At 74.3% G+C, this 25,056-nt stretch carries 17 protein-coding genes; 13 read left to right on the top strand and 4 right to left on the bottom strand.

The window, feature by feature from the left end; genetic code table 11:
• Positions 1–53 precede the first annotated feature (53 nt).
• Positions 54–3,929 carry a type I polyketide synthase gene (locus tag D7231_RS16900; protein ID WP_120756280.1) on the bottom strand — a complete coding sequence of 1,292 codons (3,876 nt, stop codon included), beginning with the start codon at positions 3,927–3,929 and terminating at the stop codon, positions 54–56.
• A 453-nt stretch (positions 3,930–4,382) separates the two neighbouring features.
• Between D7231_RS16900 and D7231_RS16895 the strand changes: the two genes are divergently transcribed.
• From D7231_RS16895 to D7231_RS16875, 5 genes are read left to right on the top strand one after another with little or no spacing between them, the layout of a single operon-like run.
• Positions 4,383–5,663, top strand: a complete 1,281-nt coding sequence (locus D7231_RS16895) for a phenylacetate--CoA ligase family protein (RefSeq protein WP_120756279.1) — start codon at positions 4,383–4,385, stop codon at positions 5,661–5,663.
• On the top strand, positions 5,660–6,955 hold the full coding sequence (locus tag D7231_RS16890) for an MFS transporter (protein WP_120756278.1): 1,296 nt from the start codon (positions 5,660–5,662) through the stop codon (positions 6,953–6,955). The genes D7231_RS16895 and D7231_RS16890 overlap by 4 nt, the downstream gene beginning before the upstream one ends.
• Positions 6,952–8,100, top strand: coding sequence for a GNAT family N-acetyltransferase (locus D7231_RS16885; RefSeq protein WP_120756277.1), 1,149 nt, complete (start codon positions 6,952–6,954; stop codon positions 8,098–8,100). The genes D7231_RS16890 and D7231_RS16885 overlap by 4 nt, the downstream gene beginning before the upstream one ends.
• Positions 8,097–9,272 carry a LuxE/PaaK family acyltransferase gene (locus tag D7231_RS16880; RefSeq protein WP_120756276.1) on the top strand — a complete coding sequence of 392 codons (1,176 nt, stop codon included), beginning with the start codon at positions 8,097–8,099 and terminating at the stop codon, positions 9,270–9,272. Before D7231_RS16885 ends, D7231_RS16880 begins: the two co-directional genes overlap by 4 nt.
• Positions 9,269–11,788, top strand: coding sequence for an aldehyde dehydrogenase family protein (locus tag D7231_RS16875; protein ID WP_241999761.1), 2,520 nt, complete (start codon positions 9,269–9,271; stop codon positions 11,786–11,788). Before D7231_RS16880 ends, D7231_RS16875 begins: the two co-directional genes overlap by 4 nt.
• Positions 11,789–11,816: 28 nt before the next feature.
• On the opposite strand, the gene D7231_RS16870 is transcribed toward D7231_RS16875, so the two are convergent.
• The gene (locus D7231_RS16870) at positions 11,817–12,716 is read right to left on the bottom strand and encodes a phosphotriesterase family protein (protein ID WP_120756275.1); all 900 of its coding nucleotides are present in this window, start codon (positions 12,714–12,716) and stop codon (positions 11,817–11,819) included.
• A gap of 97 nt (positions 12,717–12,813) precedes the next feature.
• Here D7231_RS16870 and D7231_RS16865 point away from each other — a divergent pair, with 97 nt between their 5' ends.
• A complete protein-coding gene (locus D7231_RS16865; RefSeq protein WP_120756416.1) occupies positions 12,814–13,377 on the top strand; it encodes a CGNR zinc finger domain-containing protein in 564 nt (187 codons plus the stop codon).
• 358 nt (positions 13,378–13,735) lie between these two features.
• Here D7231_RS16865 and D7231_RS16860 read toward each other — a convergent pair whose 3' ends face one another.
• Positions 13,736–16,015, bottom strand: coding sequence for a terpene synthase family protein (locus D7231_RS16860; protein ID WP_199739388.1), 2,280 nt, complete (start codon positions 16,013–16,015; stop codon positions 13,736–13,738).
• 214 nt (positions 16,016–16,229) lie between these two features.
• Between D7231_RS16860 and D7231_RS16855 the strand changes: the two genes are divergently transcribed.
• The 3 genes from D7231_RS16855 to D7231_RS37570 all read left to right on the top strand — a co-directional run bounded on the left by D7231_RS16855 (position 16,230) and on the right by D7231_RS37570 (position 18,899).
• Complete coding sequence (locus D7231_RS16855) at positions 16,230–16,634, top strand: DUF937 domain-containing protein (RefSeq protein ID WP_120756274.1); 405 nt, start codon at positions 16,230–16,232, stop codon at positions 16,632–16,634.
• Between the two features lie 226 nt (positions 16,635–16,860).
• A complete protein-coding gene (locus D7231_RS37575; protein WP_228774920.1) occupies positions 16,861–17,601 on the top strand; it encodes a hypothetical protein in 741 nt (246 codons plus the stop codon).
• Positions 17,598–18,899, top strand: coding sequence for an ATP-binding protein (locus D7231_RS37570; protein WP_391474427.1), 1,302 nt, complete (start codon positions 17,598–17,600; stop codon positions 18,897–18,899). The genes D7231_RS37575 and D7231_RS37570 overlap by 4 nt, the downstream gene beginning before the upstream one ends.
• A gap of 20 nt (positions 18,900–18,919) precedes the next feature.
• Here D7231_RS37570 and D7231_RS16845 read toward each other — a convergent pair whose 3' ends face one another.
• The gene (locus D7231_RS16845; protein WP_120756272.1) at positions 18,920–20,479 is read right to left on the bottom strand and encodes an FAD-dependent monooxygenase; all 1,560 of its coding nucleotides are present in this window, start codon (positions 20,477–20,479) and stop codon (positions 18,920–18,922) included.
• 47 nt (positions 20,480–20,526) lie between these two features.
• Between D7231_RS16845 and D7231_RS16840 the strand changes: the two genes are divergently transcribed.
• The 4 genes from D7231_RS16840 to D7231_RS16825 all read left to right on the top strand — a co-directional run bounded on the left by D7231_RS16840 (position 20,527) and on the right by D7231_RS16825 (position 25,055).
• The gene (locus tag D7231_RS16840) at positions 20,527–21,216 is read left to right on the top strand and encodes a TetR/AcrR family transcriptional regulator (protein ID WP_120756271.1); all 690 of its coding nucleotides are present in this window, start codon (positions 20,527–20,529) and stop codon (positions 21,214–21,216) included.
• Positions 21,217–21,239: 23 nt separating this feature from the next.
• A complete protein-coding gene (locus D7231_RS16835; RefSeq protein ID WP_120756270.1) occupies positions 21,240–22,703 on the top strand; it encodes an MFS transporter in 1,464 nt (487 codons plus the stop codon).
• A 22-nt stretch (positions 22,704–22,725) separates the two neighbouring features.
• Entirely contained in the window at positions 22,726–24,303 is a 1,578-nt protein-coding gene (locus tag D7231_RS16830) for an alpha/beta hydrolase (protein ID WP_147449744.1), read from the top strand.
• Positions 24,304–24,434: 131 nt separating this feature from the next.
• On the top strand, positions 24,435–25,055 hold the full coding sequence (locus tag D7231_RS16825; protein ID WP_120756268.1) for a DUF4142 domain-containing protein: 621 nt from the start codon (positions 24,435–24,437) through the stop codon (positions 25,053–25,055).
• Position 25,056 lies beyond the last annotated feature (1 nt).

The following is a 25,056-nucleotide window of genomic DNA, read 5'->3' as shown; positions in this document are numbered from 1 at the left end:
CCCGTGCACGGGCCGCCATTGCGCTCGCCTCGTGTGACGCGGTGGTGCGGGGTTTACGAGGCCGCCACCGGCTCGCCCTCCGGGGCGAGGAGCGACGTGACGTGGCCGGCCAGGCCCTTCGCCGTCGGGTAGTTCCACAGGACCGTCACCGGCAGCCGCACCCCGAGCAGCTTCTCCAGCTGGGCGCAGACCCGCATCGACATCACCGAGTCGAGCCCGAGGTCGGTCAGCGGCCGCTCCGGGTCCAGCTCGCCGGCCGGCATCTTCATCTCGCGCGCCAGCCGTCCGGTGATCTCGTCGTGGACGCGGGCGGCGAGCTCCTCCGGCGGCAGCTCGCGCCACCGCGCCGGCTCGTCCGACGCCGGTGCGCCGTCCACGGCCGCCGCCTCCGGGCCGTCCGCCGCGGCGTCGCCGTCCGCCGCCCCGTTCTCGTGCAGCGCACCGAAGCGCGTCCCGGGCAGCCAGGCCCGCAGCTGCCCCTGCTCGTCGCTGATGACGATGTCCACGGTGTCCGTCGCCGGGTCCACGAGACGGATGTCGACCCAGCCGGTCTCCGGGGCCTCGCCCACCACGCGGACCTCGCGGATGTGGGCGGGCATGCGGACGGTGGGCGGGCCGCCGTAGATGACGGGGACGATGCCGAGCGCGGCGTCCAGCAGCGGCGCCCACGTGACCTGGTCGCCCGGCACGGCGGGCGCGTGCACCCGGGCGCGGATGACGCCCTCGCCGGTGTGCAGCTCCTCGACCGTCCACGGCCAGGCGATGCCCTCCACGCCGATGGCGTCCAGACGGCCGATCACCACGGACGGGTCCGCGGCGGCCAGGCCCGCGGGGGTGGTCACCGAGAGCATGCCCGCCGGGAACGGCGGGGCGTCGGCGGCCATCGTGGACGAGGTGGTGTGGGTCAGCCAGTTGCCCGGCCCGCTCGTCCCGGACGGGCCCGCGGGCCGCGTGCTCAGCCGCAGCGTCAGACCCTCCTGCACGACCTGCACCTCGCGCGGCGTCGCCAGGGCCACCGGGAACTTCAGGGAGACGTCGAACAGCGCCTTGCTGCCGCCCTGTCCGGGCGCGGCCTCCAGGAAGGTGTGGATGATCGAGGAGGCGGGGACGATCGACGTGCCGTGCAGCGCGTGGCCGCCGGGGAACGGCCGCACGGAGTCGTCCAGGTACGTGTTCCAGATGCGCAGCGGCGTCGTGCTCGCCACGTCCACCGGCGGGCCGAGCAGCGTGTGCCCGCTGATGTCGTGCCCGTGGGCGACGAAGGCGCCCGCGGGCAGCACCGCGTCGGTCCAGTAGCGGCGGTGCTGCCAGGCGATCGGGGGCAGCTCCGCGATCGGGGCGGCCGGATACTGCGCACTCCAGTCGACCGTGGCGCCGTGGCTGTGCAGGGCGGCCAGGTTCAGCAGCAGCGTGCGCAGCTCCGGCTGGTTGCGGCGCAGGGTGTGGGCGACGTGGCCGCCCGCCACCTCCAGGTGGGCCAGGGTCTCGCCGATGGAGTGGGAGACGACCGGGTGGGGCGAGACCTCCAGGAAGCGGCGGTGCCCGTCCTCGGCGGCGGCGGTGACGGCCTGCGCGAGGCGCACGGGGTTGCGCAGGTTGGCCACCCAGTAGGCGGCGTCGTGCGGCGCTCCGGCCCGGGGGTCGTCGAGCGCGGTGCTGTACAGCGGCACGTCGGGCGTACGGGGCTCCAGGCCGGCGAGGGCCTCGCGCAGCGCTTCCGTCAGCGGGTCCATGTGGGCGCTGTGGAAGGCGACGTCGGAGTTGACGGGCCGTACGGGTATGCCGTCCGCGCCCCAGTTCCGGACGAGCGCGGCGACGGCCTCCGCGTCGCCGGAGACCACGGTGGAGCCGGGGGAGGAGGCGATCGCGGCGCAGACCGCGGGGTTCCCGGCCAGCCGGGCGGCCGTGTCCTCGAAGGGCAGCGCGACCATGGCCATCGCGCCCTTGCCGGCGACCCGGCGCAGCAGCGCGGACCGGCGCCCGCTCAGGCGCGCGCCGTCCTCCAGGGACAGCGCGCCCGCGGCGACGGCCGCGGCGATCTCGCCCACGGAGTGGCCGATGACGGCGGCGGGCCGGTGCCCGTACGAGCGCCACACCTCGGCGAGCGCGACCTGCACCGCGAAGATCATCGACTGGGCGCGGTCGACGGCCTCGAAGTCGCCGGAGACGATGGCCTGCCGCGGCGAGAAGCCCAGCTCGGTGCGGAAGACCGGCTCCAGGCGGTCGATGGCGTCGGCGAACACGGCGTTGTCCGCGAGGAGTTCGCGGGCCATCCCCGACCAGTGCGAGCCGTGCCCGGAGAAGACCCACACCGTCCCGTCGCCGGAGCCCGGGCGCACCGTGCCCTCCGCGACGTTGTCGGTCTCCTGCTCCTCCGCCCCTTCGGCGGCGACGGCCCGCAGGGCCGCCACGAGCTCCGCGCGGCCGTCCGCCACGACGGTGACCCGGTGGTCCAGGTGGGAGCGGCGGGAGGCCAGCGTGTGGCCGACCGAGGACAGCGGGGTGTCGGGGTGCCGCTCCAGCCAGTCGGCGAGCCGGCACGCGTACTCCGCGACGCCCGCCCGGTTGCGGTAGGACAGCGGGAACAGCCGCGGCCCGCCCGGCAGCGGCTCCTCCCCGAAGCCCTCGGCGGGCTCGGGCGCCTCCTCCAGGACGACGTGGCCGATCGTGCCGCCGTAGCCGTACCCCGAGACGCCCGCGCGCCGCGGCACCTCGCCCTTGGGCCACACCTGGTGCTCGGTGACCAGCCGCAGCCCCCACTCGTCCCACGGGATGTCCGGGCTGGGCTCGCTCGTGAGGACCGTCGCCGCCATCTCGGCGTTGCGCAGCATCAGCGTGGCCTTGATGATGCCCGCGACGCCCGAGGCCGGCTCGGCGTGCCCGATGTTCGACTTCACCGAGCCGATCCAGCACGGCTTGTCGGCGGGCCGGCCCGCGCCGAAGACCGCGTGCAGCCCGGACGCCTCCACCGGGTCGCCGAGCCGGGTGCCCGTGCCGTGTGCCTCGATGTAGCCCGCGGTCGCCGGGTCCAGGCCCGCCTGCTGCCAGGCCAGCCGGAGCAGGTCGCGCTGCGCCTCGGGGTTGGGGGCCATGATGCCGCTGGTGCGGCCGTCCTGCGCGACGGCCGTCCCCTTGATCACGGCCAGCACGCGGTCACCGTCGCGCGTCGCGTCGGACAGCCGCTTGAGGACGAGCACGCCGCACCCCTCGGCGCGCCCGTAGCCGTCGCCCTCGGCGTCGAACGGCTTGCTGCGCCCGTCGGGGGAGAGCGCGCCGGCCGCCTCCAGGGTGAGGGTGTAGGCGGGGGAGAGGATGATGTTCACGCCGCCCGCGAGCGCGAGCGAGGTCTCGCCGGTCAGCAGGGACTGGCAGGCCAGGTGGACGGCCACCAGGGAGGCGGAGCAGGCCGAGTCGAGCACGAAGCTCGGCCCGTGCAGGTCCAGCACGTGCGAGACGCGGTTGGCGATGCCGGTCAGCTGGGCGCCGATGCCCGTCCAGGGCTCGATGCGGGGCAGGTCCTCCAGCAGCCGGCGCCCGTAGTCGTCCGAGCAGGTGCCGATGTAGACCCCGGCGTCGGACCCGGCCACGGAGCGCGGCGCCATTCCGGCGTTCTCCAGCGCCTCCCAGGCCACTTCCAGCACCAGCCGCTGCTGGGGGTCCATCAGCTCGACCTCGCGCGGGGCGATGCCGAAGAACTCGGCGTCGAATCCGTCGACGGCGCCGATGAAGTTCCCCGGCCGCTCGGCCCTGCGCAGGGCCTCGGTGAATTCCGGGCTGATCCGGGTGTAGGCGCGCCAGCGGTCCTCCGGGGTGGATTCCACCGAGACCTTGCCGCCGGTCAGGAAGTCCCAGAAGGATTCGGGTGAGTCGATGCCGCCGGGGAAACGGCAGCCGATGCCGACGAGGGCCACTGATTCTTGAATGGGCATGCGTGTCAATTCCGTTCGTTGCTGGGGGCACGGAGGCGAGACAGGACTTACGCACGGGTGAATTCTTGATGGTTTCTTGATGCGTTATGCGGTCCTCGTACAACGTTCACACGCCGGGTTTGGGCGGTCCATACAGGGCGGTGGACGTTGTCAACTCGGGGCGTGCAACGTCTGCTGCGGGAACGTCACGCCCCGGCGGAAGGAGACGGGTTACCTGCGGTCACCCTCGGTTTCAGGCCAGTAAAAGCGGCCGGTACGCGGCCGATTTTGCAGTACGTTCCGCTGTGTCCCATGATTGTGACCGCGCATCAGGCGGATGCCGGCGCTTCACGAGTGCGTGGTGCACGCGTTCTCGTTGAACAGTCAACCGGCGGCGGCGAGCACAGGCTCCGCCCGGCACAGGATCCGCCCGGCCGGAAACCCATCCCTATTCTCTGAGCAGGCAAAGGCAGCATGCCCGTCCATCAGCTATCGGACCTCATACGTTATGTCCGTCACAACTCCCCGTTCTACGCGGATCTCTACGCGGACCTCCCGCCGGACGTGGACTGCCTCACCGATCTTCCGGTGGTCGGGCAGAGCGACTTCTGGGCGGCCAACACCCTCCACGGCAATCGCGTCCTGACCGCCCCCCTCGACGAGGCCTCGGTCTTCAAGACCGGCGGCACCACCGGGGCGCCGAAGTTCTCCTGCTTCACCCGCGAGGAATGGCAGGAGTTCGTGACCGCCTTCGGCCACGGCCTCGTCGACGCCGGGCTCCGCCCCGGCCACCGCGTCGCGGACCTCTTCTACGCGGGAGAGCTGTACGCCAGCTTCCTGTTCGTCCTCGACTCCCTCTCCCACGCGCCCGTGAGCAGCGTCCGCCTGCCCATCGGCGGCGGCGCCCCGCTGGAGACGACCGTCCCCACCCTGCGCGACTTCGCCGCCCAGGTCATCGCCGGCACCCCGACCACCCTGTGCCGCCTCGCCGAGCACCTGATCGCTGACGGCGAGCAACTGCCCGCCGTCGAGCTGCTGTTCTTCGGCGGCGAGGCCCTCTTCGACGACCAGCGCCGCCTGCTCGCCCGTGCCTTCCCCAACGCCGAGCCCCGCTCGCTCGGCTACGCCAGCGTCGACGCCGGCCTCCTCGGCCGCCCCGTGCCCGGCCCGGACGCCCGCACCCACCGCGCCTTCACCCCGCACACCGTCGTCGAGATCCTCGACGACGCCACGGACGAGCCCATCCGCGAGGCGGGCCGCGCCGGCCGCGTCGTCGTCACCCAGCTCTTCCGCCGCCTCATGCCCGTCATCCGCTACCCCGCGGGCGACCGCGCCGAGTGGACCGACCCCGAGGCCGGCGTCTTCCGCATCCTCGGCCGCGCCGAGGAAGGCGTGCGCGTCGGCCCCGTCTCCCTCTACTCGCAGGACGCCCAGGCCGCCGTCACCACCGCCGACACCGACGGCCGCGTCGTCGGCATGCAGCTCGTCGTGCGCCGCTGGGACGGCCGCGACGGACTCGTCCTGCGCCTCGCCGTCTCTCCTGACGACCCGGGCTCCGAGGACCCCGCCGGGCTCGGCGTCCTCGCCAAGGCCGTCGTGGCCGCGCTCGAAGAGGCCCGCCCCTTCTACCCCGACGCCGTCACCACCGGCTTCGTCCACCCCCTCGCCGTCGAGTGGGTGCGCCACCGCGACCTCGCCGTCAACCCGCGCTCCGGCAAGCTGATCCGCGTCATCGACGAAAGGCCCACGGCATGACCGCCGCCCCCGCGGCCGGCCGCCGGCTGCCGCTCGTCCTGCGCAACCGCGCCTTCGGCGCCGTGTGGCTCGGCCAGGTGCTCACGCAGGCCGCGGTCCGCATGTTCCAGGTCGGCGTCTCCTGGTGGCTCGTCGCCTACGCGGTCTCCGGCGGCAACGGCCTCGCCTCCGGCCTCTTCATGGCCGTCAGCACCGTGCCCGCCGTGGCCCTCGCCCCCCTCGTCGCCCGCTCCATCGCCCGCTTCGCCCACCGCTCGGTGCTGCGCACCGCGGCCGGCGGCGCCGCCGTGGCCGCGACGGCCCTCGCGGTCTGGGCGTACGCGAGCGACCTGCCGATCGCGGCGGCCTACGCCGCGACCCTCGCGCTCGCCACCTGCCAGGCCTTCTTCGACCCCTGCCTGACCACCTCCGTCCCCGAACTCGTCGACGACGAGGACATCGAGGCCGCGACCGGCTTCGAACTGTCCACCCAGTCCCTCGCGAGCCTCGGCGGAGCCCTCCTCGGCGCCCTCATCGTCGACCGCGCCGGCATCCCCGGCCTCGCCGCCGGATGCGCCACCGCCTACGCGGCCGCCGCCGTGCTCATCGCGACCGTCCGGTTCCGCACCCCCGTCGGTGCCGGCGACGACGCGGAAGCGGGCGACGGGGCCGGGCCGCGCACGCTGCGCCAGGTCCTGGCCGGACTGCCCTTCGTCCGCGCCATCCTGATCTGCTTCACCGCGGCCAACCTCTTCACCACCGCCGTGTTCATCGTCATGCCGCTCTACACCAAGTCGGTGCTGCACGGCGACGGCGCCACGGTCGCCCTGCTGGAGGCCGCGCTCGGCACCGGCACCCTCATCGGCTCCTTCACCGGCGCGCGCATCCCGGGCCGCCCCACCGCCGTCGGCTCCGCCTGCCTCGGCGCGATGGCCGTCGCCCTCGCCGTCCCCGGCCTCATCGGCGAACGGCCCGTCATCGCGGGCGCCCTCGCCGTGACCGGCTGGTGCGTCGGCGTCATCGGCGTCCGCTTCGTGGCGCTCTTCCAGCGCCTCGTGCCCACCGCCGACAAGCCCGCCTTCTTCGCCGTCATGCAGGCCGTGCTCGGCGCGACCTTCCCCGTGGCCTCGCTGCTGTTCGGCCTCCTGGGCGACCACCTGTCCGCCCAGACCCTGTGCCTGATCCAGGCGGCCGGCCTCGTCCCCGCGGCGTTCGCCCTGGCGCTGCTGCGCGAGCCCGCTCCGGCCGCGGAGCCCCACGGGCCCGGGGCGGAGGCACCGGTGCCGGCCGGCGCCACGGGAGGCGCGAGGTGAGCGCCCCCACCGCCCCAGCCGTCGAGCGGGCCGCGCCCGGTGACATCGCCGAGCTCCGCCAGCTCTACTACGCGGTCTACGGGCCGCACTACCCCACGGCGTTCGGCACCGACCCCGCCGTGATGGCCCGGCTCATCGAGGACCCGCACACCCTCTGGCTCGTCACCCGCTGCCCGCGCACCGGAGCCCTCACCGGCTCCGCCGCGGTGCACGGCGAGCCCGGCAGCCGCCTCGGCCGCCTCGAAGGGCTCGCCGTCCACCCCGACCAGCGCGGCTCGGGGCTCGCGGGCCTGCTCACCGACGCCCTGTGCCGGCGCATGCTGGACGCAGGCCGCCTCGACTCGGTCTACGCCACGGTCCGCACCGTCAGCGCCGGCCCGCAGCGCGTCGTCAGCCGCAACGGCTTCCGCCCCATGGGCGTCCTGCCCAACGCCGTGGACCTCGACAGCCGCGAGAGCCTCGCGCTCTACGCGCGTTACTCGCCCGGCGTCCTGGAGCGGCGCGCCCCCGTCGCCGAAGTGCCCGGCCCGCTCATGCCCCTGCTGCGCACCGCGGAGCGGACCCTGGGCATCAGCTACGCGGACACGCGCGCCACCGCACCGGCCCCGGCCCCGTCCCCGGCGGCGGCCGCCGAGCTGGAGATGATCGAGGCCCCGGCGTTCGTCCGCCGCCGCTTCCGCGACCGCTTCCCCGACGCCGCGCACTGGTTCTACCCCCTGCACACCCCCAACGTGCTGCTCGTGCCCGGCGACGGCAGCTTCGAGGTCTACGCCTGCCTCAACCGGGCCGGCGGCTACTGCGCGCTCGTCGCCGGCCACCCCGGCCCGGCCGTCGCGGCCGCCCACCTCGAACCGATCACCCGCGCCCTGACCCGCGCCGGAGCCGGCTACGTCGAGGCGCTGCTCCCGCTGGACCGGCACGACCTGCTCTCCGCGGGCCTCGCCCAGGGCTTCATCCCCAGCGCCCTCTACCCGGCCATGCGCCGGGAGGGCGACGGCTTCCACGACTACGTCGTGATGTCCCGGACCACCGAGCAGATCGACTTCCGCGGCCTGGTCGCCGACGCGGCCCTGCAGCCCTTCCTGGATTCCTACGTGTCGGCCTGGGCGTCGACGTATCTGCCCTCACGCGAGGTTGCCTCATGACACTCACCGCACCCCTCAACCCCCATCTCGCCCCGGTCACCGTCCCCGACCCGGACGCGCTCGCACACGTCCAGCAGCTGTGCGACCTGACCGACCCGTACACCTCCGGCCCCGCCGAGGAGGAGCTCTTCGCCGCGGCCATGGCCGAGAGCCACGCCTGGCACCGCGAGCGCTCCCCGTTCTTCCGCGACCTGCACACGGCCACGTCCTCCGGCGATCCGGCCGCGCCCTACCGCGCGCCCCTGGTCCACGCCAACTTCTTCAAGTGCCACGAAGTGCTGTCCATCCCCCGCGAGGACGTCCACCTGCACCTGACCTCGTCCGGCACCACCGGGCAGAAGTCGCAGATGTTCTTCGACGAGTGGACCATCCGCTCCGCCCAGCGCATGGTCGCCCGCATCTTCGAGCGCAACGGCTGGATCACCCCCGAGCAGCCCGTCAACTACCTGCTCTACAGCTACGAGCCCGCCCGCGACCTCAAGCTCGGCACGTCCTTCACGGACAACTACCTGTGCGACTTCGCCCCGGCCCGCCAGGTCGAGTACGCCCTGCGCAACACCGGCGGCGGCCACGAGTTCGACCCCTTCGGCTGCATCGCCGCCCTGCGCCGCTTCGCCGAGGACGACGCCCCCGTCCGCATCCTCGGCTTCCCCGCCTTCCTCTGGTTCACCCTGGAGCGCATGCGCGCCATGGGCCTGCCGCCCCTCCGGCTGCCCGAGGACTCGCTGATCATCCTCGGCGGCGGCTGGAAGGGCCACACCGACCAGCAGATCGGCACGCACGAGCTCTACGCCCGCGTCACCGAACAGCTCGGCATCCCCTCCGAGCGGATCCGCGACACCTTCGGCTCCGTCGAGCACTGCATCCCGTACATCGAGTGCTCCCACCACAACCTGCACGCGCCGGTGTGGTCCCGGGTGTTCATCCGCTCCACCCGCACCCTCGAACCGCTGCCGTACGGGGAGAAGGGCTACCTGCACCTCGTCTCCCCGTACATCACCTCCGTGCCCGCCCAGAGCGTCCTCATGGGCGACCTCGCCTCCCTCCACCCCGGCGAGGAGTGCGGCTGCGAGCTGGAGACGCCGTGGTTCACCATCCACGGCCGCGCCGGAGTGAGCCGCAACAAGAGCTGCGCGGTGGCCGCCGCCGAGCTGATGAAGGGAATGTCGTGACCGAGGCAGATTTTTCGATGGATCCGATGCACCACCACTACTGGCAGGGCGCCTTCATCGGCGACGACGAGGCCGCACGCCGCCTTGAGACCCTGCCCGCCGCCGTCGAGGCGGCGCTCGCCGCACCGCTCGACACCGAGACCGTCCTCGCCGCCTGCGACACCCTGGCGAAGGCCCTGCGCGACCCGGCCCACCCGGTCCGCGCCCGGCTGGCGCCCCACGTGCCCGCCGGCGAGGACGCCGGCGTCCTCCTCGGCGAGCTCGCCGCCTTCCTGGACCGCGCCGCCCTCAGCCGCAAGCTCCGCCGCGAACTGGGCGGTACCGCGCCGCAGCGCCTGACCCGCCCCGACGCCAAGGAGACCGTCTACGAGGCGTGGGCTCCCGTCGGCCTCGTCGCCCACATCGCCCCCGGCAACGCCGCCACCGTCGCCCCCCTCAGCCTCGTCGAGGGCCTCCTCGCCGGCAACGTCAACGTCCTCAAGACGAGCAGCGCCGACACCCTCCTCGCCCAGCACCTCCTCGCCGAGCTCGCCGCCCTGGACCCGAGCGGCGCCGTCGCCGAGCGCGTCATCGTGCTGCGCTTCTCCTCCGGCCGCCAGGACTGGCTGAAGCTCATGTGCGCCCCGGCCGACGCCGTCGCCGTCTGGGGCGGCGAAGCCGCCGTCGAGGGCGTCGCCGCCCACGTCCCGGCCGGCTGCCGGCTCGTCGAGTGGGGCCACAAGATCTCCTTCGCGTACCTCACGCGCGACGCGTGGGCCGACGAGGCGACGCTGGCCGCCCTCGCCGCCGACGTGTGCCTCTTCGAACAGCAGGCCTGCTCCAGCCCCCAGGTCGTCTACCTCGACACCGAGGACGCCGACGAGGTCTTCGCCTTCGCGGAGCGCTTCGCCGCCGTCCTCGCCGGGATGCCGGCGGCCGGCGGGGACCCGCTCGACCCCGCCGAGGAGGCCGAGCTCACCACCACCGAGCTCATCGCCCGCCTGGAGGAGCACCTCGGCCTGACCCGCGTCCACGCCGCCCCCGACGGCTCCTGGCGCGTCATGGCCGACACCCGCCCGGCGCTCACCGCCTCCCCGCTGCACCGCAGCGTGTGGGTCAAGCCCCTGCCGCGCAAGGGCCTGATCGGCGCCCTGCGGCCCATGCGCCGCTACCTCCAGACCGCCGGCATCGCCGGCAGCCGCACCGACGTCGCGGAACTGTCCGCCACGGTCCTCGCCGCCGGCGCCACCCGCGTCACCCCCGTCGGCGCCATGACCGCCGGCTACTCCGGCGAACCCCACGACGGCGTCTACGCCCTCCAGCGCTACAGCCGCCGCGTCGCCGTCCAGGCCGACGAGCGCTTCGCCACGACCGCCTGCCTCGACGACCTGGCCCGCACCCCGGACTTCCCGGCGCCCGCCGGGCCGCTGCTGGACAAGGCGGCCGTCCAGGACCGCAACCACGACGTCGCCCGCGGCGACGCCGAGCTGTACTTCCGCAGCGGCGGCAGCACCGGCACCCCGGCCCTGTCCCTCTTCAGCTGGGACGACTACGACACCCAGATGCACGCCGCCGCCCGCGGCCTGCTCGCCGCCGGCTACGATCCGGCCCGCGACCGCACCGCCAACCTCTTCTACTGCGGCGGCATGTACGGCAGCTTCATCAGCTTCTTCTCCATCCTGGAGCGGCTGGGCGGCGTCCAGATACCCATGGCCGCGGGCCCCGACCACCGCGCCACGGCCGAGGCCATCGTCGCCCACGAGGTCGACACCCTCTTCGGCATGCCCTCCTACCTCTGGCAGCTCCTGCACGAGCAGGAGGACGCGCTGCGCTCGTACGGCGGCATCCGCAAGATCTTCTACGGTGGCGAGCACTTCACCGAGGAACAGCGCCGCACCCTCGCCGGCACCTTCGGCATCGAGGTCATCCGCTCCATCACCTACGGCAGCACCGACCTCGGCCCGCTGGGCTACCAGTGCGCGGAGAGCTCCGGCAGCGTCCACCACCTCCACGCCGACCTGCACACGCTGGAGATCCTCGACGTCGCCGCCGACGAGCCCGTCGGGCCGGGGGAGACCGGGCGCCTGGTCTTCACCACCCGCGCCCGCCGCGGCCAGCACCTCGACCGCTACGTCATCGGCGACCTCGGCCGCGCCCTGCCCGGCCGCTGCCCCTGCGGCAGCCACGCCCCCCGGTTCGAGCTCCTCGGCCGGCTCGGCGACGTGATGCGCGTCGCGACGTACTTCCTCAACTACCGCCGCTTCGTGGCGATCGCCGAGGAGAGCCTGCGGTTCGTCGGCGAACTCCAGGTCGTCCTGGACAATGACGGCGCCCGCGAGGGCCTCACGATCCGCATGGAGCGCACGGAGGCGACCGACGCCGCCGCGGCCCGGGACGCCTTCCTGTCCGGCTACCCCGAACTGCGCACGGCCGTCGACGAGAAACTGCTCGACCTCACCGTCGAAACGGTCGACGGCGCGTCCCTGGACCGCACCCCGGCCAGCGGCAAGCTGCGCACGGTGGTGGACAACAGGTAACGGCACACGCCCCGCGCCCCGCGCCCCGTCAGGGGCGCGGGTAGGCGAACGCGCGGGCCGGGTTCGTGACGAACACCCCCTGGGCGAAGGACTCGCCCAGCTCCGCCACCAGCGCCGGCCGGAGCCTGCGCAGCAGATACGGCATGCCGGGGCCGTCCGCCGACGAGCGGGCGGCCGCCGTCGTGGTGTCCCCGCCCAGGAGGATCCGGTCGGCGTGACCCGCCTCGGCGAGGGCCGTCAGCGCGTCGAACAGCCGCCAGTCCGTGGCGTGGTGGGTGCGCGAAGGCCCGTCGAAGGCCAGGAAGGCCCCTTCCTCCGCCGCCCGGAGGTGCACGCGCAGATCAGGGAAGCGGTTGAGGTGGCCGAGGACGACCCGGCCGGGCGGGACGTCCAGCTCCCCGCACAGCAGGTCCAGCACGTCCATGGCGCCCGTGCCGAGTTCGAGGTGGACGGCGACGGCCGCGCCCGTCGCGTGGTGCGCCTGCGCCGCGGCGGCCATGACGTGCCGGGCGTGGGCGTCGAGGCCGTGGAAGCCCCCGGCGACCTTCACCAGCCCGGCCCGGACCGGCCCCTCCGTCAGATCCCGGACGAACAGCTCCGCGAGCCGGTCCCGGTCGCGTTCCAGATACTCCCGTGCGTAGTGCACCGCCTGGTGCAGCCCCGTCGCGGCGACGACGTGCACTCCCGTGGCCGAGGCCAGTGCCGCGAGTGCGGCGCGCCGCCGCCCCATCCCGCGGGGCGTCCACTGCACGACGGCCTGCCCGCCGAGCGCGCGAAAGGCCCGCAGCTCGGCTCCGGCCGCCTCCGGATCGTCCAGCTCCTGGCCGGGGAGGCGGGGGCTGCGCAGGAACAGATGGTCGTGCGCGTCACAGACCCCCAGCTCCGAAGCGGGAATGTCCCCGAGAACGGTCCGTACGACAGGCCCCATGACGTCTCCTCCGGTCAAGGCGCGTAACGGCTCACCCGTTACATGATCGACGGGATCACTGTAGCGGGTGTAACGGGTGATCCGTTACGATGCCGGTGTGACCGATGAGAACCGCCTGGCCTTCCGCTTCGACTGCGGAGCCACCTGGCTCAACCTGCTCGCCACCCGCGGCCGGCACTTCAGCGCGCACCCGGTCGAGCGCCTGGCCACCCCCGAACGGCTGGCGGAGTGGCTCGACCGCAGCGAACTGCCGCCCGCCCGGCCGCCGGGCGCCGAGGACTTGTGCCGGGCCCACGCCCTGCGGGAGACCCTGCGTCCCCTGGCCCTGGCGGTCGTGGAGGAACAGCCGCCGCCGCCCGAGGCCGTTGCGGGGCTCACCCGCTTCCTGGGCGAGGAGGGCGATCCGGTTCAACTCCTCGCGGCGGACCGGCTACTGCGTGAGCGACCGGCCACCACCGGAGCGGCCCTGGCCCGCATCGCCCGGCAGGCCGCCGACCACCTCACCGGCCCCGAGCGCCACACCCTCGCCGTCTGCCCCGAACACGACTGCCGGGGCGTCTTCACCAACCCCACCGGCCGCCGCCGCTGGTGCCCGTCACCCTCCTGCGCGAGCCGAGGCCGAGTCAGGGCCCACCGCGAACGCCGCCGCACGGGCAGCTGACCCGGCGTACAGGCCGGTTCGACGGGGCCCAAGTCCTTCAGGGCCGGGCGGCGTCGGGCCGAGGGAGACCCGAGGCTTCCCCGGCCCGACGCCACGGTAAGTGCCCTGCTCTCAGAGCAGGGCGGCCACCTAGTGGATCAAGCTTCCGATGAGGGCGTGGATTCCGGCCACGGCCAAGCCCAAGAGCTGACCGACAATGGGCAAGAGCATCGCTGCACTCCTGTCATATGGGCCGCTCATCATCGCGGCCTGGTGGCCGGATCAACGACGCCCCGGCCGGTCGGACACGTCCTAACTGACGTACGCGGCAAGGGCGGTGTTCACCGCTGCCCGCTCACCAGAGCCCCCGCCGCTTTCGTCAGTCGGCCGGGTGGCCGCCCGTAGCGAGTGCCGGGGCGCGGAGCAGTGTCGTCAGGCGGGCGGCTGAGGTGCCCAGGCCGGTGAGGGTGCCTACCGGGGGCGCGGGGAGTGCCGGAGCGGTGGCCTTGTGGCGGAGCAGGTCCTCCTCGCGGTAGCGGCGGCATCCGCGGTGCCAGTTGAGGATCCCGGCCATCCAGTCCTGGAGTTCCTGCGCGTACTGCATGAGCGCCGCCCGCTCCTCCTCTCCGAGGCCGAAGTCCGCGGAGAGGACCGGCAGCTGGTGGGTGACCACGTGCTGGAACTCCCGCATCCGCGAGGCCTGGAGGTCGCTGACGACGGCCAGCGCCTCCTCGCGCCCGCAGTCGAAGAAGTTCTCCACGACCAGGACGGCGTTATGGATCTCGCCCTCGAACTGGATCTCCTTCTGGTACGAGAACATGTCGTTCATCAGGATGGCGTAGTCCATGGCCGCGTTCTCCATGGCCTGGACCGGCTGCGAGCGGTAGATCTCCGGCGGCAGCGCCGCGCCGAGGCCGTTGCGGCACAGCGTCAGGGTCATCTCGGACCCGAAGGTGTGGCGGCGCATTTCGATGTAGTCCACCGGCTCGGGGATGCGGTGCTGCTTCTGGTTCCACAGCTCCCAGAGCCAGGCGTCGAGCATCGTCCTGACCGCCGTGCGCAGACCGGTGCGCTCCTCCCTGCTCATGGCCCCGGTCGTGCGCGCCCACAGGTCGGCCAGCCCGAGCTCCAGGACGTGCTCCGGCCGCGGGGTGGCGGGGGAGTCCACCGGCATGAACAGCAGCAGCCGGTCCGTGCACGCCTGCGCCGCGGTCATGCCGGCCGCCCCGGTCTGCCCGCCGAAGGCCACGGGGTAGTAGTCGTCGCCGTACGTGCCCCAGGCCAGCCAGTCCGTCGCCAGGTCGAGCTCCTCGGCGGTGCCGACCGGGTGGAGTCCCGCGGCACACAGGGCGAAGTCGTAGTCCGCGAGCTTCTCTTCGGTCCACAGCCCGGAGCCGGGGAGGGCCGGGTCGGGGGCCAGCATGCCCATGCGGTGCCCCCAGGCGAGACCGTTGCGCCGGGCGGCGTCCAGGTGGGGGTTGAGGCGCAGCTTGTACGGCATGGGGAAGTCCGGCAGCGGCAGGTGGCCCACGGCCTGGAACGGCACGTGGGCGTGCTTGCGCAGCCGCGCCGGCGCCGTCGCCACGACCGAGGCGAACTGCCGCGCCGCGGAGGTGCCCAGCCCGAGCGGTCCGCCGAGCAGGGCCCCGGGGGTATTGACCGCGCCCTGCGGGGCGTCGTTCATATAGCGACTGGAGCGCATGTGCCACTCGTGGCCGCCGGACTGCCAGTCCTGGAGCCCCTTGACGTAGGCGAAGACGTCGTGCCGGGCCTGCGGGTCCAGGCCGTACAGCTCGAAGAGCGGCGCGAGTTCGGTCAGGGCGGTGTGCTCGAACTGCTGGAGCCGTGCGGTGAGCCAGTCGTTGGTGGTGTCGGCGGCCTCCTGGGTGCCGCAGCCCAGGAACCGCTCCAGCACCAGGACGGCGTTGGCCAGCTCGCCCTCGCTCTCGGTCTCCCGCTCGTACGAGAAGAGGTCGTTGCGCAGGTGCACGCTGTCCGCGAAGGTGTCCTTGAGCACGCGCATCGGCCGGCTCGCGGCGATGGCTTCGGGGACCTCGGCGCCCGCCGCGAACTCGACGAGGCCCGCCGACCAGGGGGCGCCGCCCACCTTGCGGCGCATCTCGATGTACTCGACCGGGTTGGCGACCCGGCCCTCGTTGATGTTGGCCAGCTCCCAGACCGACTCGTTGAGCAGGTGCCGCGTGCTCTCGGTGAAGCGGCGCCGCCAGTCCTCCGACATCGCCGGGGCCGTCCGGGCCCACAGGTCCGCCAGGCCCGCCTCCACCTGGTTGGTGGGCCCGGGGGTCGCACCGCAGTCGAGGGGCATGAAGGCCGGCAGCCGGTCGAGATAGGCCTTCGCGCCGGCCATGTCGCCGGTGCGCTTGAAGACGTCGAGGAAGTGGTCGTCGAAGAAGAACACCCAGACGTACCAGTCGGTGACGAGGTCGAGCACCGGGCCGGAGGCCTCCGGATGGGTGTACGCGCACAGCAGGGCGTAGTCGTGCGCGTCCAGGTCCGCCTCGTCCCAGATGCCGGAGCCCTCCAGCATGTTCATCTCGCGGGCCCAGGCCTTGGAGTGCTCCCGGGCGCCTTCCAGATGGGGGTTCAGGCGCGCGGGGTACGGCATGTAGAAGGAGGGGAGTTCGAAAGGGTGTGACATGGCCGCCCACGCTAGTTCGCGCACCCCGGACGGGTAGATCGGAAGGTCATATTTCCCCTCAATGAGGTGAAAGCCGAGCCGCGCCGCTTAAGGATCTTGAGATCGGTGCCGCCGCTTCCGCGCGGGACGGCGCGCGGGCGCACGCCGTCCCGCACAGTGACCGCCGCACTACCTTGCGTACCGAGATCTGTTCGGCCCGCGTAATGTCGGCCCCATGGGCGATGAAGCGCTGCAGAAGGACGTACTGGACGAACTGGGCGAGGACCGCATCCAGGAGCTCGCGGGGGAGCTCGGCACCGACGCCGACGGGGCGACGCGGATGGTGCGGGAGACCGTCGCGGCCCTCCCCGAGGAGCTCACCCGCGAGAACGGAGCGGCCCCCGCCGGCGTGGCCGGCCTCGGCGGGTTCGGTGGGCTCGGCGGCCTCGGACAGGGGTCGGGCGGCGGGATGCTCTCCGGCGGGCTGATGTCCGGCGTCATTGGCAGGATCACCAAACCCGTCGCCGAGACCGTCGCCAAACGTACGGGCCTGCCGGCCGCCCAGGTCGCCCGGGCGCTCGAACTGCTCCTGCCCGTCGTCATGACCGCCATCGCCAAGCGCCGGGGAAGGAAGCGCTAGGCCGCACCGCCCGCGGGACGGCGGCCGCACCGCCGCGGCCGTCCCGCGGGCGGTCGCCCGCTCCGGGCCCGGGACGGCCGGTGGCTCCCCGTGGCGGACCCGGCGGGCACACGGGGCGGCTCGCATAACATCGTGCTGTATCCCGGCTCCGGACAGGGGCCGCCGCCGCAGCCGACGATGGAACACCCGAGTGCCCCGATCCGCCCGCCCCGACGCCGGGAGAGCCGTGCCGCGCCCGCGTACCGCGCCCCGCAGGCGCCCCCTGCGGGTGCTCGGGGCGCTGGCCGCGCTCGCGGCGGCGCTGACCGCGGTGGCGGGGTGCGCGAGCGCGGGCGAGCCGGTCGGCGCCGGGCGCACAGCCCCCGCCTCGGCGCCCTCCAGACTGTGGCCGCAGGCGACGCCCGCGCCCTCGCCGAGCGGGTCGCAGCACGACGGCGAGACGGCCGAGAAGGTCCCCGGCGCCGCCCCCGTCCCCTCCGGCGACATCCACAAGCTGGATGCGTACGCCCTGGTCAAGGCCGAGGTCGCGGCCAACCGCAAGGACACCGGGGCGGACGCCCTCGACGACGCCACCGCCGCCAAGCTGGCCTCCTCGTGCTCCGCCGCGCGCCAGGAGCGGACCTGCCCCATGCGCAAGCCCGTCTACAGCGACCTCACCGGCGACGGCCGCGACGACCTGATCGTCGGCATCGACATGGAGGACCACTTCCTCTCGCTGCGCGCCTACACCCTGGTCAAGGGCGAGCCGACCCGCGTCCTGTCGACCGTCGCCCAGCCCTCGTCCATCGAGGTCGCCGGCCGCGACCTCATCGTCTGGGAGCCCTGGACGACCCCGCACTACGCCCTGCGCTCGGTCTACACCTGGAACTCCCAGACCCACTACATGGACTTCCGGCGCTACGAGATCCGCCGCGCCGAGACCCCCGCCTCCTCCGGCACGCAGCGCGGCCACAAGGGGCGCTCGTGACCGCCGCCCGCCCGCGGGGCCTGCGCGCCCGGCTCCGCGGACTCTCCCGCCTGGGCTCGCTCTACGGGAAGTTCACGCTCTTCCTCGCCGTCGTGTGCTGCGTCGTCGCGACCGTGCTCGGCGTCCTCGTGCACGTCATCGTCACCCGGCAGACCGTCCACCAGGCCCGCTCCGAGGCCCTCGCGCGGCTCGACTCCGCCACCCGGGCCTACGCGTCCGGCGACCCGATGCACCACCCCGCGGCCCTGAACCCGACCGACCTGCCGCGGCGGCTCCAGGAGATGGCGCTGCGCGGCGAGCGCGGCACCGCCCTCGGCGACCATGACGGCACCCCCACCATGTGGGCCGCCGGGCCCGCCGACGCCGGCGTCATCACCGCCCGCTTCGACTACCGGCACAGCAAGGACACCATCGACGGCCTCGACCGGGCCATCGCCGGCTCCGCCACGCTGGCCATCGGCGGCACCCTGCTCATCGGCGTCTTCGCCGTCTCGCGGGTCACCCGCCGGCTGCACCGCACCGCCGACGTGGCCCGCCGCATCAGCGCCGGCGACCTCGACGCCCGCGTCGCCGACCCGCGCACCACCCGCCCCGCCCGCGAGCAGGACGAGGTCGCCGCCGTCTCCGCGGCGCTCGACGCCATGGCGGGCACCTTGCAGGCCCGGCTGCAGAGCGAGCAGCGCTTCACCGCCGACGTCGCCCACGAGCTGCGCACCCCGCTCGCCGGCCTCCAGGCCGCCGCGGACCTGCTGCCGCCGGGCCGCCCCACCGAGCTCGTGCGCGACCGGGTGCAGACCCTGCGCCGCCTCACCGAGGACCTGCTGGAGATCTCCCGGCTCGACTCGCTGACGGAGCAGGCCGACCTCGACGCACACATGCTGGGGCTGCTCGCCGAGCGGGCCGTGCGCGCGTCCGGGCTGGAGGCCGAGGTCCACGTCGTACGGGACGCGTGCGTGGAGACCGACCGGCGCCGCCTGGAGCGGGTGCTGAGCAACCTGCTGGCCAACGCTCACCGGCACGGCCGCCCGCCCGTCGTCGTCACCGTCGACGGGCCGGTCGTCTCCATCCGCGACCACGGCGAGGGCTACCCGGACTACCTCCTCGAACACGGCCCGCAGCGCTTCCGCACCGAGCCGACGCGCTCGGGCGCCAAGGGGCACGGCCTGGGCCTGACCATCGCCATCGGCCAGGCCCGCACCATCCACGCGGAGCTCACGTTCGCCAACGCCCCGGGCGGCGGCGCGCTGACCACGCTGACGCTGCCGGAGTACGAGGAAGTGCCGGGGGAGCCGGAGTAGAGCCCCGGCCCCGGCCGGCCTCAGGCCGTCGTCGCAGCCCGCTCGCCGAACCACCGGGCGAGCGCGCCGCCGAGCGCACCGGTCGCCGCGGGCAGGGCCGCCGCGTCCGCCGCCCACGCCGTGAAGCCGTCCGGGCGGACCAGCAGCCCCGCCAGCTCCGGGCGTGCCGGGGCCGCGGCGGTCACCACCGTCACCCGGTCGCCGTACCCCTCGGCGGCGGCCCGTACCGCGGGGGCGTCCGCGAGGTCCAGGAGCAGGGCGCGCCCGCCGTGGAGGTGGTCGGCGAGCCTGCCGCCGCCGGCCAGTTCGAGGTCCGGCGCGCTGCCGCCGACGAGCGGGTGGTCGCCGGGCGCGGCCATGGAGTCGTAGCGCTGCCACACCCCGGCGATCTTCTTGGTGAAGAACGTCGTGCCGGCGACGGTGTCCGCGAACTCGGCCACCACCTCGCGCAGCGCCATCGCGTGCGACTCCGGCCGCATCAGCGCGACTTGGGCCCGGGTCCACTCCAGCACCCACGCGCCGATGGGGTGCCGCTCGGCGGTGTACGTGTCCAGCAGGCCCTCGGGCGCCCAGCCCCGTACGGTGGCGGCGAGCTTCCAGCCGAGGTTCATCGCGTCGCCGACGCCGAGGTTCAGCCCCTGGCCGCCGAACGGCGAGTGCACGTGCGCGGCGTCACCGGCGAGCAGCACCCGCCCGGAGCGGTAGGCGGCGGCCTGCCGGGCGTTGTCGGTGAAGCGGGTGGCGGTGTGCACGGCGGTGACGGTGACGCCGGTGCCGGAGACGTGGCGCAGGGCCGCCTGGAGCTCTGCGGCGGTGACGGGGGCGTCGCGGTCGGCGGGCGGCCCGTCGAACTCGACGGTGAGGATGCGCCCCGGGAACGGCCCGTGCGCGTAGGTGCCCGTGGGCGTACGGTTCCAGCCCTTGCCGAGGACTTCGGCGCCCTCCATCGTCACCATCGCCTGGTGCCCTGTGAGGGACGGGTCGGTGCCGGGGAAGGCGAAGCCGGCGAGCTTGCGGACCGTGCTGCGGCCGCCGTCGCAGCCCACCAGCCAGCCCGCGCGGACCGCGCCGCCGCCCACGTGCACGGTGACGCCCTCGTCGTCCGCCTCGAAGCCGGTCAGCTCCACGCCGCGGCGCACTTCCGCGCCCAGCTCCGCGGCCCGCGCCCCGAGCAGGCGCTCCAGGGGCTCCTGGGGGATGAAGCCGACCTCCCCGGCGGGGCCGGCGCCCGCGAAGGCGGGGTCGCCGGTGTCCAGCAGGTCGCCGCTCAGCGGTATGCCGGCGAAGTGCCCGGCGAACTTGGGCGGCATCTTCACGGGGCCGCCCCCGCCGCCTTGCCGCTGCGCCATGAAGCCGCTGATGCGGTCGAGGTTCTCCTGCTGGATCGCGGCGAGGGCCGGCAGCAGGCCGCGCCGGTAGAAGGCCTCCGCGGAGGGCGTGTTGATGGCCCCCGCCTTGATGGTGGTGTCGACCTCGGCCAGCCGCTCGACGACGAGGACGTCCACCCCCGCCAGCCGCAGCTCGCACGCCAGCGTCAGCCCGACGGGGCCCGCTCCTGCCACAACAACGTCGTAGTCCATGGAGGTGACTATAGCGACTAAAAGTTTTTGGTCGATATAATTTTTTCATGGCTTCCTCCCGGGCTTCCCGCCCCGCCCCCGACGACGGACTCTCCCTGCGCGAACGCAAGAAGCGGCAGACCCGGCAGCGGATCTCCGCCGTGGCCACCCGGCTCTTCGCCGCCCGCGGCTTCGACAAGGTGACCGTCGCGGAGGTCGCCGAGGCCGCCGAGGTCTCGACGATGACGGTCTTCAACCACTTCGCGCGCAAGGAGGACCTCTACCTCGACCGGATCCCGGAGGCGCTCGACCTCTTCACCGGGGCCGTCCGCGAACGCCGCCGGGGCGAGACCGCCGCCGCGCCCGTCCGCCGCCTCTTCCTCGAACTCGCCGACGCGCGTCACCCCCTCGGCGGCCTGGGCGACACCTTCCCGGCGTTCTGGCGCGTCATCCTGGACTCGCCCGCTCTGCGCGCCCGCGTCCGCGAGGGCATCGAGGAGCTGGAGGACGCCCTCGCGCAGGCCGTCGCCGAGACGACCGGAGCCGGCCCCGGCGACCCGCTGCCCCGGCTGACCGCGGCGCTCACCGTCACCGCCTACCGCACCGTCGTCGCCACCACCATGGCCCGGCTGCTCGCGGGCGAGCGCGCCGACGACGCCGCCCCCGGCCACCGCGCGCTCATCGACACCACGTTCGACGCCCTGGAGGAGGCGCTGCGGGCGCTCGGCCACCCGCCCGGCGCGCCCGAGAACCCCTGACGCGGCCGGTGTAGCCTCGCGGCATGCCACCGCACCCCCGCCGCCCCCGGTCGTGGCCCTCGGCCCTGGTCGAGGAGCGGGCCCGCCCCGAGCGCATACGGACGCGCCCCGGGGGCTGGCGGCTCGCCGTGGCCGCGGTCTGCTTCGGCGCCTTCATGGGCCAGCTCGACGCGAGCATCGTCACCCTCGCCTACGGCGGGCTGCGCAGCGAGTTCCACGCCTCGCTGGCCGCCGTCGAGTGGGTCTCGCTGGCCTACCTCCTCACGCTCGTCGCCCTGCTGGTGCCGGTGGGCCGGCTCGCGGACGCCCACGGGCGCAAGCTGTTCTACCTCTACGGGTTCCTGGTCTTCACCCTCGCCTCCGCCGCCTGCGCGCTCGCCCCGTCCCTCGGCGTCCTCGTCGGGTTCCGGGTGCTGCAAGCCGCCGGGGCCGCGATGATGCAGGCCAACAGCGTGGCCCTGGTGACCACCAGCGCCCCGCGCGAGAAGATGCGCGCCGCCCTCGGCGTGCAGGCCGCGGCGCAGGCCCTCGGGCTCGCCCTCGGCCCGACCGTGGGCGGCGCCCTGGTGGCCGGGCTCGGCTGGCGCTGGGTCTTCGCGGTCAACGTGCCCGTCGGCGTCGCCGCCCTCGTCGCCGGCCAGTACCTCCTGCCCCGCACCCGTACGCGCAGCCCCGTGGCCGGAGCCGACCGGCTCGGGCCGGTGCTCCTGGCAGTCTCGACCACCGCGCTGCTGCTGGGCCTGTCCATGCTCTCCGGCCTGTCCGTGCCCGCCTGGGCCGTCGCCGCCCTCTTCGCCCTCGCCGCGGCCACCGCCCGGGGCTTCGCGCTGCGCGAGCGCCGGGCCGCCGTCCCGCTGGTCGACCCGGCCCTGCTGCGGCGCCGGGCCGTCGCCACGGGGCTCGCCGGGGCGCTCGGCGCCTACCTCGTCCTCTTCGGCCCGCTCGTGCTCGTACCGGTCGTGCTGACCGGCGCCGGCTCCTCCGAGCTGCACGCCGGACTGGTCCTGACGGCCCTTCCGGCCGGCTTCGCGCTGGCGGCGACCTGCGCGGACCGCGTCCTGCCCGCGGCCCTCGGCGACCGGGCCCGGTGCCTGCTGGGCGCGGCCGTCGCGGCCGCCGCCCTGGCCGCGATGCTCTTCCTGCCGCTCACCGCCGTACCGCTGGTGCCGCTCCTCGCGCTCCTCGGCCTGGGCCTCGGCACCTTCACGCCCGCCAACAACGCCCTGGTCATGGGGGCGATTCCGGCCTCCGCCTCGGGCACCGGAGGCGGGCTGGTCAACATGGTCCGCGGCCTCGGGACCGCCCTCGGCATCGCCCTGGTCACCCTCGCCCTCCACCTCTCCGGGGCGGCCGGGCCCCACCGGGCCGTCGCCGTCCTGCTGGGCGCCGCGCTCCTCGTGATCGCCGCAGCGGCGCTCGGCCCGGCGACACGCCGTGGACCGGGCCGCGCGTCACCCGGACGAGCCGCACGAGGCGCCGGACGCTAGCGGGACAAGTACCGTCCGCGGCATGAGGTCCGTACTCGCACCCTCCCTCTGCCTCCCCCTCGCCGCCACCCTGCTGGCATGCGGTCTCACCGGCTGCGCGAGCCGTGACGAGGCGGCCGCCCGGCCGGATCTGACCCGCTATTACGACCAGGAGATCTCCTGGGAGCCCTGCTCCCGGGAGCAGGACAGGACGGTCAGGGACGAGACGCGGGACGCCGGCCGCACGGCCGAGTGCGCCCGCCTCACCGTCCCCTACACCTACGACGACCCCGGCAAGGGCGAGCTGCGGCTCGCCCTCATGCGCTACCGCGCCGCGGACCGCGACCACCGCCTCGGCTCCCTCGTCGTCGGCTTCGGCGGGCCCGGCGTGTCCGGCCTCGGACAGCTCGGCGCCCGCGGCCCGGACGGCTTCAGCAAGGCCGCGGGCCGCTACGACCTCGTCGCCTTCGACGCGCGCGGCGCCGGCGCCGCCTCCCCGGCGCGCTGCGGCACCGGCAGCGGCCTCCCGGCGGCCGCCCGCGGCCGGGACGACGACGAGGACGGCCCCGACGCCGCCGCCGAACTCGCCGACCGCGTCGACGACCGGGCCAAGGCCCTGCGGGACTGCGCCGAGCGCACGGGGGCCGTCCTGCCGTACCTCGGCACCGCCCACGCCGCCCGCGACCTGGACGTGCTGCGCGCCGCCCTCGGCGAGGACAGGCTGAACTACCTCGGCTACGCGCACGGCACCCGCCTCGGCGCCGCCTACGCCCACCGCTACCCGCACAAGGTCGGCCGCATGGTCATGGACAGCGTCGACGACCCGGCGCCCGACCTGCGCAAGAACGCCCTCGCCCGGACCGCCGCCTACCAGAAGGCCCTGCGCCACGCGGTGGAGATCTGCACCCGGCGCGGCGACGAGGACTGCATCCTCGGCTCCGACACCGACCGCGCCATGGACAGCGTCACCGCGGCCTTCAACCGCCTCGACGAGCATCCGCTGCCGTGGGTGGGCGGCCGCACCCTCGGCCGGGAGGCCGCCGTCACGCAGACCATGGGCCTCCTGCGCTCCCGCGTGGGCCTGCCCGAGGCGCCCAACCTCCTCGCGGCCATCGTCCACCGGCTGCGGCCCGGGGAGGCCGCGCACATGGCCCAGGAAGCCGTCGCCCGCGCCGGCGGCAAGGACTCCGGCGACCGCGACGGCGCCGGGGCCGCGACGGCGGGGGTCAACTGCGCCGACACCAGGAGCCGTTACACCGCCGACCAGGTCGCGGCCGCCTACGACGACTTCGTCGAGGCGTCCCCGGTCTTCGGCCCCGCCCTGGCCGCCGGCATGGCCGTGTGCACCGGATGGCCGCAGGCCGGGGACGACGCCGCGCACGACGTCGCGGCACCCCGCGCCCCGAAGATCCTCCTGCACACCCCCGAGTTCGACCCCGCGACCCCCGTGGCGTGGCTGCACCGCATGGCCCGGGCCCTCGGCCCGTCCGCGGTGACCATGACCGACGCGGGCGGCGGGCACGGCGTCTACGGCTCGTCGGACGCCGACTGCGTCAACGAGAAGGTCGACGAGTTCCTCCTGGAAGGGAAGCTGCCGGCCGACCGGACCCGGTGCACCTGACGCTCCGACAGATCACCGGCCCGGACCGGTGCTCCATTGGAGGGGAGTGACGGCCGGGCTGATGCGGCACGCCCGGCCCCCGGGCAGGCATCAGCCCGTGGGGGCGTCACCGAACGAATGGAGTGTGCAGGATGCGTATGGGACACCGGTTCACGGCCGCAGCGGCAGCCCTCGTCCTGGCGACGGCACCGGCAGGCGCCGCGCTCGCCTGCGACGAGGGGCACGAGACGGGAAGCAAGTCGCAGGACACGGCGGAGACGAAGCCGGCGAAGAAGCCGGGCAAGAAGCCCGGGGCGAAGCCGGGCAAGAGGACGGAGCGGAAGGCGGAGACCGACAGCACCTTCCTGAAGGCGGCCCACCAGGCCGGTCTGGCGGAGATCGCCATGGGCAAGGACGCCGGGAAGAACGCCGTCATGCCGTGCGTCAAGAAGACGGCCGACCTCCTCGTCAAGGACCACACCCGGATGGACAAGGAACTCCGGGAACTGGCGCGCCGCCTGAAGGTCACCCTGCCGCGCGAGACCTCCGAGCAGCGCAAGTCACTGCGGGACATGCGGAGGAAGGCGCACCAACGGGAGTACGACACGCTCTGGCTCAAGGCCGCGGAGGCCGGGCACGTCCAGGCCCTCGAACTCCTCGACGCCGAGATCTCGGGCGGCAAGAACGCCGAGGTGCGCGAGGCGGCCAGGATGGCGAGACCCATCATCGCCGCTCACCTGACGAAAGTGCAGGTGTGCCAGAAGGAACGCTGAC

It is taken from the genome of Streptomyces klenkii (assembly GCF_003626645.1).
In the GTDB taxonomy this organism is placed as follows: Bacteria; Actinomycetota; Actinomycetes; order Streptomycetales; family Streptomycetaceae; genus Streptomyces; species Streptomyces klenkii.
The sequence above is the reverse complement of the archived record's forward strand: the minus strand, read 5'-3'. Positions and strand labels throughout refer to the sequence as shown.